The organism is Colwellia chukchiensis (assembly GCF_002104455.1).
Taxonomy (GTDB): domain Bacteria; phylum Pseudomonadota; class Gammaproteobacteria; order Enterobacterales; family Alteromonadaceae; genus Cognaticolwellia; species Cognaticolwellia chukchiensis.
In genome coordinates this window covers 615,608-635,513 of record NZ_NBOC01000001.1, presented here as the reverse complement: position 1 = coordinate 635,513, position 19,906 = coordinate 615,608, and the positions used below count along the sequence as shown (strand labels likewise).

Sequence of the window (19,906 nt, the reverse complement as noted above, 5' to 3'; positions counted from 1 at the left end):
GAACAATACTTTAACACTACGCGCTGAAACATAAGCATTTATTGTCCGTGTATAAAAAGTAAAGTGGGCGATTAAGCCCACTGAGTATTTGCGATATGTCTCTTACATATCAAAACTATATTTAACACTTAACCCTATGGTGCGTGGACGTACGACATAACTTAAGTCACCATTTTGTAGTCGTCTTTGTGGATCAAGTTGCCCTGAGTAGCTCATATAAGGACGATTACCTAACTCCAAGGTTGAGTCGGTTGAGTTAAATAAGTTATTAACAAATAACGATACCTGCCACTGCTCGATGTACATGCTTAACGTGGTATCAAATATGGTTTGACTGTCGACTTCGTCATAGTTAAGTGCACCTTCATTAAAGTCTGTATTAAAGCCACCTTTATAAAAGCCCCCTAAACGATAAGACATTTCATATTCATCAGCAAGCACAAACGAATAATCTAATGCGGCGGTAATTGAATGGTTAGGAACACCAGGTAAGTCTGCATCTTTGTCAATAAACAGCGTTGGATTTCCGTCTAAGTCCGGCAACCCTGCGGTATTACCCGTAGTTTTTGCTGACACATAGGTATAGCCCAACGATAGCTTAAGATCTGAGCTAAAATGGAATTTTGATTCTAGCTCAACACCTTGGCTCTTCGACGCACCTAAGTTATAAACAATCGGGAAGCCGCCAATAGGTGAACGCTGCAGTACTTGGTTATCATCCCAGTCAATGGTAAAGGCGGCAACGGTATATTCAAGCAACTCATCAAAGGCAAACCCTTTCATACCCACTTCAAAGTTGGTGGCTTTATCAGGCGCAAAGGTTCTTAAGCTAGCATGGTTTGCATAGACACCGCCCTCGATAGCATCGGTATCAGCATTATCAATGGGTAAACCATTGGTACCACCATGACGAAAACCTTCTGATAAGGTCATGTATACCATCATGTCGGCTGAAATATCGTATGAGGTATTAAATTTAAAAATTTGATCGCTAACTTTATCAATCGCTGACGCTTCGCTTAAACCTAACTCACCTTCACCACAATAAATCCCACAAGAAGGTAAAGTTGTGCGTTGATAAGACTCAAACTCTTGTTCAAAGAACCTTGCGCCAAAGGTCATTTGCCAATCATCAGAAACATGGTAGGTCAACTCACCAAAAATTGCCGCATCAGAAAAACTGTCTTTTTGCACGTTAGAATAATTTAAATCCGGCGCTTGTGGGTTAGTAATACCAAAGAAGTTATCTAAGCCGATAATAGTATCAAATTGACCAGAGGCACCGTGCCATGATGAATAATACGCGCCAACAACCCAGTCTAGACTGTCTGCACCTTCAGACACTAAACGTAACTCTTGTACAAAGGCATCGGTTTGATAGTGTCTAGTGCTGGTGACAATTTCACGTGGAATACCTTCGTAATAGCTCCAAAAACCTTCTGACGGGTAATCATGGCTAATATCTGAAATACCATCCGCTTCATTCTTATAAACCGATGACGACGAGGTAAAGCTGGCAAAGCCTAAGTCTACTTCTATATCTAATGCGGCAATTTTCACGTCTGAGCTTAGTGGCTCACTTTGCTTTATACCGGTTTGATATAGGCCAACACTTTTTGCATACGCCTGTCGACCACCAACATCATCAGATTGTTGTTGATAATTAAAGTTAATACTAACGTCGTCACTGGCTTCCCAAGAAGCAGCAAAACGCGCGTATCCTAACTGGTTGTCATTGACATCTTTTGCACTGTAAACTTCACCTGTAGGTTGATTGTTAGCATCAAGGCGCTCCAATGCATGCGCATCGATAAAACCTGAGTTGTCAACATAGGCGCCAACAAATCGTACCGCAAAAGTATCAGACAATGGCACGTTCACCATAAACTCAGTATCGGTATTAAAATCACCGGCACCATCTGTTTGCGACAGTTTTGCGGCTATATGACCTTCAAGGCCTTCGGTGCTGGCCTGATTTTGAATATAACGCAGGGTGCCGCCTAACGAACCTGAGCCATATAAAGTACCTTGTGGGCCGCGCAGTACTTCAACACGGTTAATATCGCGCATGTTTAAGTTAACAAACAGTGGCGTTTCACCAACGTAAACAGAAACTGCCGGTGACGATGAGCGATAAGAGTCTTCTGAGCCAACGGGTTGCGCATTCATACCGCGCATGATTAAACCATTACTGATACCGTTACTACGCGGGCCTGTATCACTAAACACTAAGCCTGGAATATTACGCGTTAGTTTCGTAAAGTCAGTAATACCCGCTTTATCTAAGTAATTGGAATCTAAAGCACTGATGTTGTAAGGCACCTCAGCTAAGCTCGTGGAGCGGCGACTTGCCGTAACCATAATACGCTCTACTTTATTGGCTTTATTTTCGTTTTTTGATGTTGCTGATTCTGCCTTTGTTTCCGCAGCCTGAATAGCGGTAGGTAACGTCATACAAGCCGCTGAAACCAATAGTGCTAATTTTGTTTTTTTAAACATTATTATTTTCCTAATTTTAACCTATCTACTAAGAACCCACCGCTGAACAACGAAAAAGCCTTTATTACCCTATTCATTTTGCTAGCGATACTTTTTTCTCATTATTTTTATGTTGTTATTTTTATATTGTTATTTTTTACCTTTCCCCGCCTTTTTGCTGTTATTTCACCTGTTAGTTACTTATTGTTTACACCTGAATTAATAGGGATAGCCATCAACGAAGTCGTCTTCCATCACTTCAATAACGCTCGGACCACTCAGTTTATTAGCGGCTATCAACGCGGCTTGTAATTCCTCATGGTTGCGCGCTCTAGCCGTTGCACAGCCGAAGCCGTCGGCAATTTTCATAAAATCAGGGGTATAAATATCAACGCCGATACGAGCAATTTTGGCATCATCCATAAAGTGACTAATTTCACCGTAACCTTGGTTATTCCAAATAAGGAAGGTCACTGACAGCTCGGCTTCAACGGCGCTAGCTAATTCGCCAATGGTAAATTGTGCCGCCCCATCGCCAATCAGTGCCACCACCGGGCTATTCGCTTGACCCAATTTGGCGCCGATCGCTGCCGGAATGGCATAACCTAAGGTGCCAAAGCCACTGGCGGAATGAAAATAGCGTCGCGGCGCGTCAGTTTCGTAATGCGTTAGCGCGTAGTACACAGGTTGCGTGGAGTCACCAACAATAACCACCTCGGGTAACGCTTGCTTAATAGTGGCAAAGAAGTCGTCATATTTAGCGTTCGTTGTAACGCTACGAGCAATTTCTTGCAGTTGTTTTGCTCTTTGTTTGCCATCTTGTAAGGGGTGCTCAATAACTAACGCAGTATTTATCGCTGCCAAGGCAAAACTAGCGTCACTTAAAATGGCTAAGCTTGGCTTAACATTACGGCTAAGTTGGTCGCCATCAATATCGATACGAATTAACTTGCCATTCATTTCAATTTCGCCCACTAAGAAGAAGTCGTAATCTGTCTCACTAAACTCAGTACCAACCGCCAGCACGACATCAGCTTCTTTCATCTCTTGACGAATAATGGCACATGAGCCTGAGCAACCAACCGCCAACGGATGGCTAATCGGCATAATGCCTTTACCATTAACCGTATTGATCACAGGTGCATTGACTTTTTCAGCAAGTGCAACAACTTCTGCAGAAGCATTAGCTGCGCCGCCACCAACCACGATTAAAGGTCGCTTTGCAGCGCTAAGTAAAGCAACGGCTTCAGTAACGGCAGACGGCGCTGGCGCTGGTGCCGGTGTGATAGCAAAGGCATCAATATCAAGCTGATCAGCTTGGGCTGTGATGACATCAATGGGTAATTCAATATGTACCGGTCCTGGACGAGCACTGCTAAAAACCGTAAAAGCGCGTGCTAATACTTTGGGTAATTGCTCAACGTGGGTAACTCGATGGCTAAAAACCGACACTTGCTTTAATAATGCACTTTGATCAGGCAACTCATGTAAACGCCCTTCTCCCATTCCTAAGTGCTCGGTGCGATTAACCGAAGAGATCACCAACATAGGTACCGAGTCTTGCATCGCTTGTCCCATGGCCGTGGCAATATTGGTCATACCCGGGCCAGTAATGATAAAACATACACCTGCCTTACCCGTCACTCGAGCATAGCCATCTGCCATAAAACCGGCACCTTGCTCATGACGAGGCGTGATATGTGTAATGTTTGAGTTAGGTAAGCCGCGGTATAACTCAATAGTATGAAAACCTGGGATACCAAAAACCGTATCAACCCCATAGTTCTCTAATATGTTTACTAATACTTCACCACATGTAGCCATAAATTTTTATTACCTTTACGCAAATTTGTATCTAATCGATGTCTTGAATTTAGATTATACGGCTTGCAACTGAGATTAAATTTACATATCCTCATCACATCATTCCAAAAAGTCATTAAGTCATGAAAGCGAGTCGACTGCGGCGTTTACCCTCTATCGTCGCGTTAAACTGTTTCGAAAGTGCAGCGAGACACCAAAGCATAACCAAAGCAGGTGAAGAACTTTGCTTGACACAAAGTGCCATTAGCCGGCAAATAAAAAAGCTGGAGTTACAACTGGGGCAAACGCTGTTTAAGCGTGTCAACCAACGGGTTTATATCACTGATGCCGGCTTAACCTACCAAAAACAGATCACGGAAATTCTCGATAAACTGGATTTGGCAACCCGCAACATTCAAAACAATCATGCTGGGCATATAGTGGTGGGCATTGAAGATGCCCTGACCACTAAATGGTTAATTCCAAAGCTAAGTGAATTTCAAGCACTTTATCCTGAGATTGAAATTGAAATGGTGACAGACATTACGCAGATTTATAAAGACCGCAAAGGCTATGATGTTGGGGTACTTTTTGGTGACGGCAATTGGCCTGAGTTTACTAAACAACCTTTAATGTCTGAAGAGTTAGTGGCCGTTTGTTCACCCGAGGTTTTAGACAAATTTGGACCCGTAACAGAGTTTCGTGATGTATTAAACTATCCAATGATTCATCATTCTTCGTACTCGTCTAGTACTCAGTGTTGGCTTAAAGCCGCGGGACTGACAGAGCAAGAAATTGCCGCTATACCTGGGCCAAACTTTGAATATTTTCGCTTAATTGTTGATGCCGCAAAACATAAATTAGGCCTCACTATAGTGCCACGTTACTTTGTTCAAAATGAACTGGCCGAAGGCAGTTTAGTACTTGCGTGTCCAAAAGCGCTGATCAGTAACGACAAGTACTATGTGGTATCCCCAAAATCAGTTATCGATGATATCGCGGTGCAGCACTTTACTCGCTGGCTCCTGACCTTAGCCACCATAACGTAAACAACCAAATCAGAGCGCTTGATGTGACGACTGGCCAGCCACTAAAATCCTGATATACAATGCCATGGCTACTGAAAGCGCGACACTTTTAAAGCGTTAAAAACTATATTTATAAGCAAGATACAGATAAGCTTATGGGCTGTGCTTGATAATTTAATCTAAGTAATAAGGAATAACATGAATTATTTGACAAAAGCAATTTTAACTTCAGCGGCAATTTTGACCGCAACGTCTGTTATGGCCGATAGCGCCAAGTCATTAGATCACGCGGAAAAAGCAACAAAAAATCGCCAAGCCGTATTTACCTTACTTGGCTCTAATATGGGCCCTTTAGGGGCGATGGCAAAAGGACGTATTGCTTTGGATGCTAAAGTGGTAGAAAAAAATGCTACAAGAATTAACCAGTTGTCATTAATGATTGCTGACTACACCAAAACCGATACCTCAGGCTTTAACGTTAAAAGCGATGCATTAGCTAAAATTTGGCAAGAGCCTAAAGCGTTTACTAAGCGCATTAATGCCCTAAGCAAAGCGTCAGCACATTTACAAATGACCGCTAAAACGGCTGACGAGTCTGCCATTAAAAAAGCCATTGCAGGTGTTGGTAAAACCTGTGGCGGTTGTCACGACGATTATAAAGCGGACTAATAGTAATAGTCTTCAATTACAGGTGCGTTAATCACCACTAACCAATAAACAAAAGCCGCTACAAGTAGCGATATTAGGATAGCTAAGCCAAGTTTTGAACGGCTGATGCTATCCTTTTTATTGACCACTTGTGCAGATTTTTTACCGGTAATAATGGCCGAAATCAAGGCTTGTTTTTTCACCGAAACATAATAAAGCACCGCGAAAACATGTAAGGCAATGGCCGCTAAAATATAATCAAAACCATGACGATGAATGGTAATAAAAATAGCTTCTAACTTGCCATTAATAGCGCCAGAATAGGGTCCACTGGTAAAAATCTCATCGTTCATAAATAAGCCACTCACCGCTTGCAACAATATGACCGCAAGCATAAAAAACACCATTAAACTGCCGAGTGGATTGTGACCTGGGTAATGCTCGGGCGCGTCACTGTTAAAGTGGCGAATATAAGCACTAACCTTTTTAAAGCTGGGTATAAAGTTACGAAATTTAGCGTGCGTGGTGCCAAAAAAGCCCCACAATAGCCTAAAAACAATCAAGCCTAAGGTAAAATAACCGGTCAATAAATGATAATCAATCAAACCATTATCTTGTTTTGATGTATACCAAGAGGCCGCTATGCTTAACACCAGTAACCAATGAAATAGCCGTAGCGGTAGATCCCAAATTAAGTGCATAGTTTCGCTTTACTCGTCAAGTTATAGGTTAAGCTATTATATCAATATCGGCGCGCTTAAGTAGGGATTTTTGTTAAAGTTTGTTGGTGCTACGGGCGTAATGCATGCCCAGTTGTCTGGGGTAAAGCTGAGTTACGTTAAGCTAGCGTGCCCTTGGGTTGCAAGCTAGCGTTAGTTCGGTTGCCAAGTGCTTAAGCTGATCATAACCCTAAAGCACTTTGACTACTATGGCGGGTTGTCAAACACTTATCGACGTATACAGCCTGGTAAACTGCAGAGCATTTCAAAAATTAAATTTGCCGCTAACAACGAGGTATTGCCTGAGCTATCATAAGGTGGCGAAACCTCAACGAGATCAGCACCGATTAAATTCGTACCATACATACCACGAATAATTTCCAGTGCTTGCGACGATGTTAAACCAGCCGGCTCAGGTGTACCTGTGCCTGGGGCAAAAGCGGGGTCTATGCCATCAATATCAAATGTTAAATAACTTGGCATACTATCACCAATTTGTTTACGTACTTTTGCCATTAAAGGCGTTAACGATTTAAACCAACACTCTTCAGCTTGAATTACCCGCACACCACGATCAATGGCCCATTGAAAATCTGCTGAACTATATCCCGTGGCCCGTTGACCAATTTGTATCATTTTGTTTGGATCGACTAAGCCCTCTTCAATGGCACGTCGAAAAATAGTGCCATGGCACTCTTTCTCACCAAACATGGTGTCATTAATATCTGCATGAGCATCCACATGTACTAACGCCATTTTACCGTGTTTTTTATGCAAGGCCCGCAAAATGGGTAAACTGATGGTGTGATCGCCGCCCACGGTTATCGGTTTAATATTACTTGCCATAACTTTGTCATAGTGCTGCTCTATGATCTTAATCGAGTCAGCAAGACTAAAGGTATTGATGGCGACATCACCTAAATCTGCCACTTGAAAGCTGTCAAATGGTGCCGCCTTGGTATACATGCCATAAGGACGCACTAAAACCGACTCATTGCGTACAGCGCGCGGACCAAATCGTGTACCACTGCGATTACTGGCACCGATATCAAGCCCGACACCGATAATTCCCACTTCAACATCGCTCGTTATTTCACTGCTAGGTAAACGAAACATAGTACCTGGGCCGGAAAAACGTGGCATTTGATTACCACCCAAAGGCTGATTAAATTTTTCTTCGCTCATATCTTACCTCTTTAATATTCACTCGCTACACTCGATTATTTTTTCGCTTTGCAAATTGCTCATCAAAAGTGATTAGCCCGCACAACAACCTAACATCGACCTTAAATTGCTCACCAGCGCAATGTTAAATTTTAGCCAAAGTAGCACGCTCACTGTACTTTGTTTATTCCCCAGATGGGGAATAAGCGTAAAAACCGCAATCTTGGCAACAAAAAGAGAAAAGTGCTTTGCTAACGTGTCTTAACTAGGTAAGCTCAGAGCAAAGTTTTTAACAACAATAATAATTATCATTTATGAGCAATACCAGAGATTCGTTTCACTCCAGAATAGGCTTTGTACTTGCTGCCGCAGGTTCTGCCATAGGCTTAGGCAATATTTGGGGCTTTCCAACCCAAGCGGCTAATAATGGCGGTGGCGCTTTTTTATTTGTTTATTTAATCGTTACCCTGTTGCTGGCCTTACCCGCACTTTATGCAGAAGTGTATATCGGTAATCAAGCTCAAAAAAATCCGGTATCTGCCTTAGAAGATGCTTGTTCTGATACTGCCCCTAAACTCGGTAAGTTTGCCGGTTTAATTGGTTTATGTGGCGCTGTGATGATGCTGAGCTTTTATACGATAGTGGCGGGTTGGATGCTAGCGCATGCCTTATCGCCGCTAGCCGAGCTCATTGGCTATACTGACGCAGCAACGTGGTTAGCCACCTCAAGTACCACAAGAAACTTAATGTTTACGCCATTGTTTATCTTACTTGGCGCCGCCATTATTCATCAAGGCGTCAATGCCGGTATTGAAAAATGGTCGGCGCGACTGATGCCGATTTTACTTATGATGCTAGTGTTACTCATTAGCTATATTTTACAGCAACCTGGCGCGGCACAAGGCTTAAAAGTTTATTTAATACCCGACTTCACACAAGTGACCAACCCTAAACTCATTATCTCTGCCATGGGACAAGCATTTTTCTCCTTGTCGATTGGTGTCGGCGGTATGATGGTTTATGGCTCCTATATGAAAAAAGATCGCGATATTGGTAAATTGGCGGTTTCTATTACCGCGCTTGATACTTTTATCGCCTTTATGGCGGGATTATTAATTATTCCAGCACTTTATGTCGCCCAAGCTGCCGGACAGCAAGTGTTTCAAGATGGTAAGCTGATCGGTGAAGCTCAGCTTATATTTAATATTTTACCTGAGCTATTTAACTCTATGGGTACCGTGGGACTGCTTGTTGCCATGAGTTTTTTCTTATTGCTATCCATTGCCGCTCTTACCTCGACCATATCTTCTACCGAAGTGCCGGTGTCTTATTTAGTCGAAGCTAAAAAACTTAGCCGTGAAAAAGCCACGTGGTTGGTTTCGGCAGTGGTTTTAACTGCCAGTATGACCATCATTGCTTTTTTTGATAGCTTATTTGGCTTAGTTATTCGCTTATTAACCACTATGCTGCAACCACTGAGCTGTTTATTTTACTTCATTGTTGTGGGTTGGTTATGGCGCCGTGGTAATAAGCTGCGAGATAGTGCCTTGCAGCAAGGAAGAAAGTGGTTGCCGCTGTGGGGCAACTATATTCGCTATGTTTGTCCGCTGTTATTAACGGTAGTATTTGTCAATGTTGCCATTTTAAATTAGTACCCGTATTAGCGAAAAGTCAGCGCCGCACTCGTAATGCCGAGTTCAACTTTGTTGGCAATTATTATAAGCATTGAGTTAACGACAAACTTGGTTACGACCGGCTTTTTTAGCCCGATACAAGGCCTGATCCGCGACTTTTAAGCTTTGTTCAAAACTTTGTTTTGCACCCCGCTCAGCCACACCGATTGATATAGTGACACTGACGGTTTTCATCGTGCTATTTTTTTTACCCGTGCGCGCTTTTTTATTGCTGCGTTGTGCTTGGCGGATAACCATCTTGTAATCAGCCACCGTTTGCCTGACTGCCTCTAACGCCGGCAACGCTTGTTCAGCGGTTTTCCTTGCAAAGACTATGGTAAATTCTTCACCACCATAGCGAAACACTTTGCCGCCGCCATTTACTTGTGCCAGCTTGCTGGCAACCAACTTTAAGACCTGATCACCAATGTCATGACCATAGCTGTCGTTAAACTTTTTAAAGTGGTCAATATCAAGCATCGCAAGGCTATATTTTCGCCCTAACGACAAGGCATATTGATTCAATGCTCGGCGTGACGGTAGCCCCGTTAGCTCATCACGATATGCCAAAAAATAAGAGTCTATCAACACCACAGCCACATAATAAGTCAATAACAAGGTTAATAATAACGACCAAGGCAGCTGGATAAGTTGATAATACTGCCCTAACCAAAGACAGTAACTAAACATGAGTGCCGCTGTTACTAAGCTTTGCTGTGACAAGCTGCGCCAAAAAATCATGATACTTGCTAGCAGCAGCGGCAATTCTACTGCAAGGTGCTCTTGCCAAGGGGCTAACCAAGGCGTAGCTGCAAACCATAGCGATATATGCTCTGTTTGTTGCAGCCACAGGTAGCTAAGCCCACCCAAGCCAATTAATAACAAAATGCGATAAAAGCCATGAATTGACAACAACGCGCGATCTTGCAATAACGCAAGCGTTGATAACGCAATCGCCCCCGTCAACACAAGCCATTGCGGATGCAACTGTAACCAAGCTTGCCAAGGGAGTGGTTTAACAAGCGCGAGGTAATAAGTGAAAAAAAGGAGCGCAGCAATGGCTAAACGACTGCGATTAAAATAACTGGTCAGTAAAATGGTAATGCTAAATAAGCCATAAAGTAGTTGTTCGATAAGCTCTAGCTTTAATAGCCAGAGGCTTTGATAATGCTGAAAAGCGATAAGCGTTATCACAAGCAAGGTGAGACTAACCAGATTGTTTTTTAAAGCGCTAAACGAAAAGCTCACGTATAACTCCAAACTAAAATATTGACCAAGCTAACACAAAATTAAAACGCTTAATTTACGCCGCGGTAATGAGTTGCGTCAGTCAATAATGCCGCACTACCCCATACCATAACCATCCGTTAATCTGCGCTAAGTGCGAGGGTTGCTTTTTCTTCCAGCGTCAATTCTACCTGCTCTATTTTATCAAAACGACTACTAATTTTGTCTGCTGAGGTATGAATTTGTTTTACATCGTTTGCCGCTTGGTCAATATGCTTGGCTAAATTAGCAAAGCGGCCTTTAAAGCGGGCAAAGTCAGCAGATAAATGTGACAAATGCGCTTGAATAACATGAATTTGCTTGCGGGTTGCCTCATCTTTTAATACCGAACGTGCAGTGGTTAAAATCGCCATCAGGGTCGTTGGTGACGCCAGCCACACCCGTTTTTTATTGGCATAGTCCACCAAGTCACTGTGATGGGCGTGAATTTCAGCAAAAATCGCTTCTGCCGGAATAAACATCACGGCGCCATCAGCTGTTTCTTTTTCAATTAAATATTTATCGCTGATGTCATTAATGTGTTTTTTTATATCTTGCTTAAATTGTCGCTCGGCTGCTTTCCGCTCAAGTTTAGCTAAGCTGTTGTCCGCCATGGTTTTATAGCTTTCTAACGGAAATTTAGCGTCCACTACCACATTGCCCGTGGGCGCAGGCAAAAACAAAATGCAGTCGGCAATTTTACCGTTTGATAAGGTATGTTGTAGTGCAAAATGCTGCTCAGGTAAAACATTACGAATTAAACTATTAAGCTGCACTTCACCAAATGCCCCTCGCGAGCGTTTATCGGCTAACACTTCTTGTAAACTAACCACATTGCTCGACAATTCAGTAATTTTTTTCTGGGCATCATCAATTAGCGCTAAGCGCTGTAAAATATCATTAAAAGTTTTCGTGGTTTTTTCAAAGCCATCAGCTAAGCGTTTCTCCACCTGAGTACTAATATCTTTTAAACGACTATCGGTTGCCGTGGTTAAACTGTCGATTCTGGTCGTCATTTGCTCACTAGCTGCTTGCAGTGACTTTGCCATTTCTTCGCGGCCAAGCTTGGCGGTGCTATTTAATTGTGTCATCAGTTGCTCGGCCACTTTGTTTTGCTGCTCATTTACCGCAAGATGATGTTGGTGCAACGTCGCGTTAAGCTGCTCGTTATGGCTAAAAAGTTGCTGGGCTTGCTTCTCGCCTTGCTCACCATGTTGACGCAGTAGCTTTAATTTAAAGTCGGCTATTTGTTGTTCAAAATAGCTTTTTAGCTCATGTTGTTGGTTGGCTAACTGCTGATGATTTAGCTGTAATTGTTGTTGCAACTGTTGTTGGTTATTGACATTAAGCTCATAACTTAAGCTGACTTTTTCAGCCAGTTGTTGCAACACTTGCTGCTGATTTGCATTATCTTCTCGGCTGCGCCTTAGTTGGCGTAGCAAGCTTAGCGTCGCGATCACTAGGCAGAGTAATAACGCCAATATCACTGCCGCTATAGTTGAAAAGTTAGTTAAATTTAACCAAGAAAGTTGCGATAAGAAGTTCATTGCGCTGCCATAATACTGTGATTATTAACAGTTATTAGAGCATATTTTATTGATAAGGTTAATGGTTTTCTTAACTAAGCCGACAATTTTTACCGTGCAAAGCGAGCGCTACAATGTCTAAAATAAAAGCCTAAAATAAAAAACAGCAGCCCAGATACCGGTACTGCTGTTTTTATCATCTTTGGGTTTTTCTTCAAGATACTACTTGGACTGGGTATATTTTTTCATCCAAGCAAACACCTCTTGGTACCAAACAATTAAGTTAGCAGGTTTGCGAATATGATGATCTTCATCAGGAAACACCACTAAACGGCTTGCAATACCTTGGCGTTGCAGTGCGGTAAAAGCGCCAAGACTTTGCGCATAAGGCACCCGAAAATCCAGTTCTCCTTGGATCACTAGCATAGGTGTTTGCCAGCTTTTAACAAAGGCTGCAGGATTAAACTTATTATAATCTTCACTGCCATCCCAAACGGGTCCACCTAAGTCGTGCTCTGGAAACCATAACTCTTCGGTTGAACTATAAAAGCTAGGCATATCATATAAACCAGCATGATTAACAATGCAGTTAAAGCCGTCAGACCACTTGCCTTGGAACCAGTTCATCATATAACCACCATAAGACGCACCTAATGCGCAGGCATTGCTCGCATCCATCCAGGGTTGCTGCTTAGTGATGGCCTGAAAACCTTTTTGTAAGTCTTCCAATGGCTTGCCACCCCAGTCACGGGCAATTGAGTCGGTAAAGTCTTGGCCATAACCGATAGAGCCGTGAAAGTCGACCATCACTACCGCATAGCCTTGTGCTGCCCAAAGTTGTGCATTCCAACGGTAGTGGAACATATTGCCGAAACTACCTTGTGGACCACCATGGACAAGATAAGCGATGGGGTATTTTTTACCTGCTGTAAAGTTGGCCGGTTTAAGCCAATAGCCATAAACGTCTTCGTTGTTCCAACCTTGAAAACTAAATTGCTCAAATTCAGCTAATGTAACATTGGCTAACTGCTGTGCATTTACTTGGGTGTGTTGCACAACTTGTTGGCTATCGCGCGTAATACTATAGATATCTGTTGGAGCATCGAGCGCATGGCGCGTAAAAAAGATTTTATCTGCAGTTACCGCTATTTTACCTGCCGTTCCATCATTAAAAATCCGGCGTACATCGCCAAACTCGGCATTGATTTCGAATATACTTTTTTGCCCAACATCGTAAGCGGTGACAATTAACGTGCGGCTGTCATTGGCAAATACGAGCTCGCTTACTGAACGATCCCAGTTTTTAGCGATGGCGCGAGTTTTACCAGTTTGGTTGTCACGGATCATCAAGGTAAATTTGTCCGACTCATAGCCAGGTACTGACATGGCTTTATAAGCTAAATAACGACCATTAGGCGAATATACCGGCTTGGCATCCCAAGCGGTATTTTCTGCGGTGAGATTGCTTAGCGTATGGTTGCTTAAATCCACCTCAAAAATATCAAAGTTAGTGGTCCAAGCTTCCGTTGTACTCGGGTATTTGGCGGAGAAACTTAAGCGCTGCCCATTGGGATGAAAGCTGATCTCACTGGCACCAACAATATCACCTTGCCAGTCAGGCATAAGGTCAGTTGCGTGCACAAACGCGCCTTGCTCTGCACGCTCAGCGATAAATAGATGAGACTTGTAGGCTGTATTCCACACATCCCAATGTCGCACCATAAGTTGATCATAAACGCGAACATTATGCTTTTGCTTAGCGTCAAGTGCCTGCGCATCTAGGGTACACTGCAATGTTTCACAGCCAGGTAATACCGTTAATTCAAGCGCAAAGCGCTGGCCATCTTTAGAAACCGCAAAACCATTAATGCCGATTGGCAAATCTGATATTTGCTTTGCTTCGCCACCCGTTAACGGCAATTGCCATATTTGTGAGCTACCACTGCGCGCTGACAAAAAATAAATGCTATGACCATCAGCCGCATACACCACATTAGTTGCGGCACTTTCATGACTCGTTAATTGTTGCGCTTGCTTGCTATTAACCTGTTGAAGGTATAAATGATTATCAGCTGAGTTTATCCCCTTTGCTAAGCGGTATATAAAGCTATCGCCTTGAGGAGAAACGATAAAGTCGTGAATTTGATTAAGCTCTGTCAAGGCATTTACATCGAGAACTTGCGGTTTGTGGTCTTTGGCGACTAGCGACATACTGGCAAATGCTAACATACCTGCCGCGGCTAGTTTCATCAGTTTTTGTTTCATAACATCCTTCTTTTTTATGATTATGTCTTTAAAAAACGCCCGTTTGGGCGTTTATTTAACAACGATGCTGTCAATCAATAAGACTTACCCTGCAGGTAAATTAGTTACTTGAGGTACTTAGTTTACTGTCGAGCTCTTCAATTTTTGCTTGCCATATTGCTGGGCCGGTAACATGTGCCGACTCACCTAAACTATCAACGGCAACGGTCACTGGCATATCTTCAACCACAAACTCGTAAATCGCTTCCATGCCCATATCTTCAAACGCTACCACTTTCGCCTTTTTAATGGCTTTTGACACTAAGTATGCGGCACCACCAACGGCCATAAGGTAAACTGACTTATGGTTTTTAATGCTTTCAACCGTTGCTGGACCACGTTCAGCCTTACCTATAGTGCCGAGTAAGCCGGTTTTAGATAACATCATTTCGGTAAATTTATCCATACGCGTGGCGGTTGTAGGACCCGCAGGACCAACCGCTTCGTCGCCAATAGCGTCAACTGGACCAACGTAATAAATAAACTTATCAGTAAAGTCTACAGGTAAACTTTCACCTGCAGCCAACATTTCTTGAATACGCTTATGAGCGGCATCGCGACCCGTTAAAATCGTGCCGCTAAGCAGTACAGTTTCTCCGGTTTTCCAGCTGCTAATATCCGCTTTGGATAGCTCATCAACATTAACACGACGAACATTTTCACCTACTTCCCAGGTGATTTCTGGCCAATCTTCTAATTTAGGCGGCGTTAAATCCGCCGGCCCTGAACCATCAAGGTGAAAGTGCACATGACGTGTTGCGGCGCAGTTCGGGATCATCACCACAGGCTTTGACGCGGCATGAGTTGGTACTGAATTAATTTTAATATCAACCACAGTGGTTAAGCCGCCTAAGCCTTGCGCGCCAATACCTAATTTATTTACCCGCTCAAATATTTCAAGACGTAATGCTTCTTCCGCGTTTTCTGGGCCACGGTCGATAAGCTCTTGAATATTAACTGGCTCCATCAAGCTTTCTTTAGCCAATACCCCGGCTTTTTCCGCTGTGCCACCAATTCCTATGCCTAACATGCCCGGTGGACACCAACCAGCGCCCATCGTTGGCAGGGTTTTTACCACCCAGTCAGCAATAGAGTCACTTGGGTTTAACATCGCCATTTTTGCTTTGTTTTCACTGCCGCCACCCTTAGCAGCTATCATCACTTCAATTTGATCACCAGCCACCATATCAATATGCACTACCGATGGCGTATTATCTTTAGTGTTAATACGCTTACCCGCTGGATCAGCAACAATTGAGGCGCGTAGTGGGTTGTCTGGGTTCAAATATGCGCGACGCGTACCTTCATCAATCATTTCTTGTACTGTCATGTCTGTGCTATCCCACTGCACCGCCATACCGACTTTGACAAAACATGTGACGATACCGGTATCTTGGCAAATAGGTCGTTTACCGTGGGCTGACATGCGAGAGTTAATTAAGATCTGCGCTATGGCATCTTTTGCAGCCTGACTTTCTTCTTTGTTATACGCTTTTTCAAGCGCTTGGATAAAGTCTAACGGGTGATAATAAGAAATATATTGCAAGGCATCGGCAACACTTTCGATTAAATCTTGTTGTTTAATAATAGCCATAACGGTCTCTTTTTGGTTAATTCGCGAGAGAAAAGTTGAAAGTTATAAATTTGCCGATATCATACCCCCAAAGTTAAATAGCTACCAGTATCAATTGCTCTAAAGGCATGTAGCTCTCTATAATAATGGTCGAAATTTACTGCTGTGAGAAGACATTGCCAACAAACGCCACCAGATCACTAAACTCGCATTTACTGCAACTCGAAGTTAGCTTTGATAGCCAATCTTTATTTGCCACTATCGCCGATCAACCCTGGGCGATGTGGCTAGACTCCTGTGACAGTGCCCATGTTGATAGTCGCTATGACATTATAGTCTGGCAGCCGGTGACAACATTAACCACCAAGGGTAAAACAACTAAGATAAAGCAGACTAACCCAAGCCGTGAATATCACAGTGATGACGACCCGTTATTGTTATTACAGCGTGAGTTACAAACAAGCTTTAGTCACATTGAAATAAGCGCGAATAATTTACCTTTTAGCGGCGGCGCACTTGGCTATTTTGCTTATGACTTAGGTAAGCGCTTTGAGGTGATCAAGCAGCAAACAGACAAAGATATTAATATCCCAGATATGGCCATTGGTATTTACCAACAGGCTATAATTTTCGACCGTAAATTACAGCAAACTTGGCTACTTTGCTGTGAAGATGACCGGGCTGATATTTGCCATTTTTTTAACCAAGCGCTTAAAGCTAAAGCACTTGGCTCAGTTAAAAGCAACTTACCAGATAGCTTTCGTCTCACCACGCCTTGGCAATCCAACATCAGCCAAATGCAATACCGTCAAAAATTTCAGCAAGTACAAGATTACTTATTGGCTGGTGATTGTTATCAAATTAATTTAGCTCAGCGTTTTAGCGCTCAATATCAAGGTGATGAATTTCAAGCTTATTGTGCCTTAAGGCAGGAAAATAAAGCGCCTTTCTCGGCATTTTTGCGCTTTCAAGACAGTGCGATTTTAAGTATTTCACCCGAGCGTTTTTTACAACTGCGCGATAGCAAGGTACAAAGCAAACCCATTAAAGGTACACGACCACGCAGCACTGATGAAAATATCGACCGAGCCAATGCCAAAACCTTACAACAGGCGAGTAAAGATCGCGCCGAAAACTTAATGATCGTAGACTTATTGCGCAATGATATTAGCCGTGTTTGTCAAGCTGGCACAGTGAAAGTCCCTGAGCTATTTGCCATTGAAAGCTTTCCAGCTGTCCATCATTTAGTCAGTACTGTGGTAGGTGAAATAGCCCCGCAATATGCTGCAAGCGACTTACTGCGCGCGGCTTTTCCTGGTGGTTCAATTACTGGTGCGCCCAAAATTAGAGCCATGGATATCATCGAAGAGCTTGAGCCACACCAGCGCAGTGTTTATTGTGGTGCTATTGGGTATATTTCAGCATGCGGCAATATGGATACTAGCATTACCATTCGTACCTTGGTGTGTCACCAACAAAGCATTCACTGCTGGGCGGGCGGTGGCTTAGTGGCAGATTCAAACGTTGACAGCGAGTATCAAGAAACTTACGATAAAGTGCAGAAGATCCTCCCAGTATTAAGCGCGCTCAACCGTGACAAATCAAAAAATTGAGCCTAGTTAATTTAACCTTTGAAGGTATGTATGACAAAAGATGAATTTATACAGCGCTTTCAATTACGGGCGCTGCCAGCGTCAAAACACAGTTATCGTTATCAAAACAAGCTAAAAAGTGCCGCGGTACTGATCCCCATCGTCAGTAATGAAACACAGCTAGATGTGCTGCTGACCAAGCGAGCGAGTCATTTGAGTCATCACCCAGGGCAAATTTGCTTCCCAGGCGGTAAAGTGGAAGCCTTTGACTTTGACGTTACCGCCACCGCGCTGCGCGAAACACAGGAAGAAATAGGCCTACCCGCCGACTTTATTGACGTGTTGGGACAATTAAAGTCTTATCAAACTATTTCAGGTTATGAAATAACCCCGATAGTGGCCTTAGTCGCGACTAGTGAGCACTACCACATAGACAAAAATGAAGTGGCAGAAGTATTTCAAGTGCCCCTGACACACTTTTTGCAACGTCAACATCATATTCAAGTGCCGGTATACCATCAAGGTGGGCATCATAATGTACACTTTATGCCTTATCAACAATACAATATTTGGGGAGCAACAGCTGCCATCTTGCACGACCTAAGCCTACTGCTAAACTAAAGGGCATATCTCAACGTAGGATTATCTTTGCAGAAATGACAATTTGTTTTGCATGCTGAAAGCTTTCGGCTACAATCACCGCACAAAATTTTATATTTAGCAATATTCAACATTATATATTCAGGTTACCTTATGATTAGTGTATTTGATATGTTTTCAATTGGAATTGGTCCATCCAGTTCACATACCGTTGGTCCAATGAAAGCTGCCAAGCTATTTGTTGAAAATCTTATCGCGGCCAATAAATTAACGGATACTGATCGAGTCAAATGTGAATTATTTGGCTCGCTTGGTCAAACAGGCATTGGTCACGGTACAGGTAAAGCGGTTATTTTAGGTTTAACAGGACAGAGTCCTGAAACCATTCCGGTTGAATCTATCGAGTCAACGCTCGCTGCTGTAGTGGCAAGTGAGAAGATAAACCTCAATATGCAGCATTTAATCGACTTTCCTAAAGACAATGCCATTATTTATCATCGAAGAAAATCGCTACCCGCGCATGCTAACGCGATGACTTTTTTCGCTTATCAGGGCGATCAGGTGATTTATGAAGAAACCTACTATTCCATTGGTGGTGGCTTTATCGTTGAAGATTGTGATTTTGAGAAAGAAAAAGACAAAGCGCTATCTTTACATAGCAACATAGAGCGCCCGCACCGTTTCTCTAGCGCCGATGAGTTATTACAAATTGCCAACGACAAAGGCCTAAGCATCAGCAGTATCATGATGGACAATGAAAAGTGCTTACAAGATGAAGCGGATATTCGTGCTGGCCTACTTGAAATTTGGCAGGCAATGAAAGCAAGTATCGAGCGTGGCATGGTAACCGAAGGAGTGCTACCTGGTGGTTTAAAAGTACTACGCAGAGCCCCTGCACTGCACCGCTCACTATCCGTAGAGAAAAATGCCGATCCGCTTTCTGCCATGGATTGGGTTAACTTATTCGCCTTGGCGGTAAATGAAGAAAACGCAGCAGGTAGCCGCGTAGTAACAGCGCCAACTAATGGCGCGGCGGGCATCATTCCTGCCGTATTGTCTTATTACAATAAATTTATTAAGCCCGTTGAAGAAGATGACGTTATTCGCTATTTATTAACCGCCGCTGCAATTGGTATTTTATATAAAACCAACGCCACTATTTCGGGCGCTGAAGGTGGTTGTCAAGCAGAGGTAGGCGTTGCCTGTTCAATGGCCGCTGGCGCATTAACAGAAATCATGGGTGGCTCTCCGGTACAAGTTGAAAATGCCGCTGAAATTGGCATGGAGCATAACTTAGGTTTAACCTGTGATCCTGTTGGCGGATTAGTGCAAGTCCCTTGTATTGAACGCAACGCTATGGGGTCGGTCAAAGCCATAAACGCCTCACGATTAGCTTTGCGCGGCACAGGTAAGCATAAAGTTTCATTAGATAAAGTGATCAAAACCATGTGGGATACTGGCAATGACATGAAAACTAAATATAAAGAAACGTCTCGCGGTGGCTTGGCGGTTAATATTATCGAATGTTAACC

14 protein-coding genes are annotated in these 19,906 nt (G+C 43.1%); 6 read left to right on the top strand and 8 right to left on the bottom strand.

Annotated features, from left to right (window positions below):
• Positions 1-102: 102 nt before the first annotated feature.
• A complete protein-coding gene (locus B6K83_RS02865; protein ID WP_085283018.1) occupies positions 103-2,499 on the bottom strand; it encodes a TonB-dependent receptor in 2,397 nt (798 codons plus the stop codon).
• Positions 2,500-2,697: 198 nt separating this feature from the next.
• Positions 2,698-4,302: a 5-guanidino-2-oxopentanoate decarboxylase gene (locus B6K83_RS02860; protein WP_085283016.1), complete on the bottom strand. Its 1,605-nt coding sequence runs from the start codon at positions 4,300-4,302 to the stop codon at positions 2,698-2,700.
• A gap of 122 nt (positions 4,303-4,424) precedes the next feature.
• Here B6K83_RS02860 and B6K83_RS02855 point away from each other — a divergent pair, with 122 nt between their 5' ends.
• Both B6K83_RS02855 and B6K83_RS02850 read left to right on the top strand, forming a co-directional pair.
• Positions 4,425-5,330, top strand: a complete 906-nt coding sequence (locus B6K83_RS02855; protein ID WP_092251214.1) for a LysR substrate-binding domain-containing protein — start codon at positions 4,425-4,427, stop codon at positions 5,328-5,330.
• Positions 5,331-5,507: 177 nt separating this feature from the next.
• The gene (locus B6K83_RS02850) at positions 5,508-5,978 is read left to right on the top strand and encodes a c-type cytochrome (RefSeq protein WP_085283011.1); all 471 of its coding nucleotides are present in this window, start codon (positions 5,508-5,510) and stop codon (positions 5,976-5,978) included.
• Here the strand turns inward: B6K83_RS02850 and B6K83_RS02845 are convergent.
• Together B6K83_RS02845 and speB are read right to left on the bottom strand one after the other, a co-directional pair.
• Positions 5,975-6,658: a cytochrome b/b6 domain-containing protein gene (locus B6K83_RS02845; RefSeq protein WP_085283009.1), complete on the bottom strand. Its 684-nt coding sequence runs from the start codon at positions 6,656-6,658 to the stop codon at positions 5,975-5,977. The genes B6K83_RS02850 and B6K83_RS02845 overlap by 4 nt on opposite strands.
• A gap of 246 nt (positions 6,659-6,904) precedes the next feature.
• Positions 6,905-7,861 carry an agmatinase gene (gene speB / locus B6K83_RS02840; protein WP_085283007.1) on the bottom strand — a complete coding sequence of 319 codons (957 nt, stop codon included), beginning with the start codon at positions 7,859-7,861 and terminating at the stop codon, positions 6,905-6,907.
• Positions 7,862-8,154: 293 nt separating this feature from the next.
• Between speB and B6K83_RS02835 the strand changes: the two genes are divergently transcribed.
• The gene (locus tag B6K83_RS02835) at positions 8,155-9,492 is read left to right on the top strand and encodes a sodium-dependent transporter (RefSeq protein WP_085283005.1); all 1,338 of its coding nucleotides are present in this window, start codon (positions 8,155-8,157) and stop codon (positions 9,490-9,492) included.
• 78 nt (positions 9,493-9,570) lie between these two features.
• On the opposite strand, the gene B6K83_RS18505 is transcribed toward B6K83_RS02835, so the two are convergent.
• The 4 genes from B6K83_RS18505 to B6K83_RS02815 form a co-directional block, all read right to left on the bottom strand.
• Entirely contained in the window at positions 9,571-10,761 is a 1,191-nt protein-coding gene (locus B6K83_RS18505) for a GGDEF domain-containing protein (RefSeq protein ID WP_085283003.1), read from the bottom strand.
• 119 nt (positions 10,762-10,880) lie between these two features.
• Positions 10,881-12,326, bottom strand: a complete 1,446-nt coding sequence (locus B6K83_RS02825) for a DNA recombination protein RmuC (RefSeq protein ID WP_085283001.1) — start codon at positions 12,324-12,326, stop codon at positions 10,881-10,883.
• Positions 12,327-12,527: 201 nt separating this feature from the next.
• Positions 12,528-14,555, bottom strand: coding sequence for a S9 family peptidase (locus tag B6K83_RS02820; protein ID WP_085283306.1), 2,028 nt, complete (start codon positions 14,553-14,555; stop codon positions 12,528-12,530).
• A 115-nt stretch (positions 14,556-14,670) separates the two neighbouring features.
• On the bottom strand, positions 14,671-16,203 hold the full coding sequence (locus B6K83_RS02815; RefSeq protein WP_085282999.1) for a fumarate hydratase: 1,533 nt from the start codon (positions 16,201-16,203) through the stop codon (positions 14,671-14,673).
• A gap of 125 nt (positions 16,204-16,328) precedes the next feature.
• On the opposite strand from B6K83_RS02815, the gene pabB reads away from it, so the two are divergent.
• From pabB to B6K83_RS02800, 3 genes are all read left to right on the top strand, one after another.
• Positions 16,329-17,795 carry an aminodeoxychorismate synthase component I gene (pabB, locus tag B6K83_RS02810; RefSeq protein ID WP_085282996.1) on the top strand — a complete coding sequence of 489 codons (1,467 nt, stop codon included), beginning with the start codon at positions 16,329-16,331 and terminating at the stop codon, positions 17,793-17,795.
• Between the two features lie 30 nt (positions 17,796-17,825).
• Positions 17,826-18,395, top strand: a complete 570-nt coding sequence (locus B6K83_RS02805) for a CoA pyrophosphatase (RefSeq protein WP_085282994.1) — start codon at positions 17,826-17,828, stop codon at positions 18,393-18,395.
• A gap of 132 nt (positions 18,396-18,527) precedes the next feature.
• On the top strand, positions 18,528-19,904 hold the full coding sequence (locus B6K83_RS02800; RefSeq protein ID WP_085282992.1) for an L-serine ammonia-lyase: 1,377 nt from the start codon (positions 18,528-18,530) through the stop codon (positions 19,902-19,904).
• Positions 19,905-19,906: the final 2 nt, after the last annotated feature.

What these genes read in the sequence shown, in the direction of transcription:
- B6K83_RS02865 (WP_085283018.1), bottom strand. Translation starts at nt 2,499, where the DNA reads ATGTTTAAAAAAACAAAATTAGCACTATTGGTTTCAGCGGCTTGTATG.
- B6K83_RS02860 (WP_085283016.1), bottom strand. Translation starts at nt 4,302, where the DNA reads ATGGCTACATGTGGTGAAGTATTAGTAAACATATTAGAGAACTATGGG.
- B6K83_RS02855 (WP_092251214.1), top strand. Translation starts at nt 4,425, where the DNA reads ATGAAAGCGAGTCGACTGCGGCGTTTACCCTCTATCGTCGCGTTAAAC.
- B6K83_RS02850 (WP_085283011.1), top strand. Translation starts at nt 5,508, where the DNA reads ATGAATTATTTGACAAAAGCAATTTTAACTTCAGCGGCAATTTTGACC.
- B6K83_RS02845 (WP_085283009.1), bottom strand. Translation starts at nt 6,658, where the DNA reads ATGCACTTAATTTGGGATCTACCGCTACGGCTATTTCATTGGTTACTG.
- speB (WP_085283007.1), bottom strand. Translation starts at nt 7,861, where the DNA reads ATGAGCGAAGAAAAATTTAATCAGCCTTTGGGTGGTAATCAAATGCCA.
- B6K83_RS02835 (WP_085283005.1), top strand. Translation starts at nt 8,155, where the DNA reads ATGAGCAATACCAGAGATTCGTTTCACTCCAGAATAGGCTTTGTACTT.
- B6K83_RS02825 (WP_085283001.1), bottom strand. Translation starts at nt 12,326, where the DNA reads ATGAACTTCTTATCGCAACTTTCTTGGTTAAATTTAACTAACTTTTCA.
- B6K83_RS02820 (WP_085283306.1), bottom strand. Translation starts at nt 14,555, where the DNA reads ATGAAACTAGCCGCGGCAGGTATGTTAGCATTTGCCAGTATGTCGCTA.
- B6K83_RS02815 (WP_085282999.1), bottom strand. Translation starts at nt 16,203, where the DNA reads ATGGCTATTATTAAACAACAAGATTTAATCGAAAGTGTTGCCGATGCC.
- pabB (WP_085282996.1), top strand. Translation starts at nt 16,329, where the DNA reads ATGGTCGAAATTTACTGCTGTGAGAAGACATTGCCAACAAACGCCACC.
- B6K83_RS02805 (WP_085282994.1), top strand. Translation starts at nt 17,826, where the DNA reads ATGACAAAAGATGAATTTATACAGCGCTTTCAATTACGGGCGCTGCCA.
- B6K83_RS02800 (WP_085282992.1), top strand. Translation starts at nt 18,528, where the DNA reads ATGATTAGTGTATTTGATATGTTTTCAATTGGAATTGGTCCATCCAGT.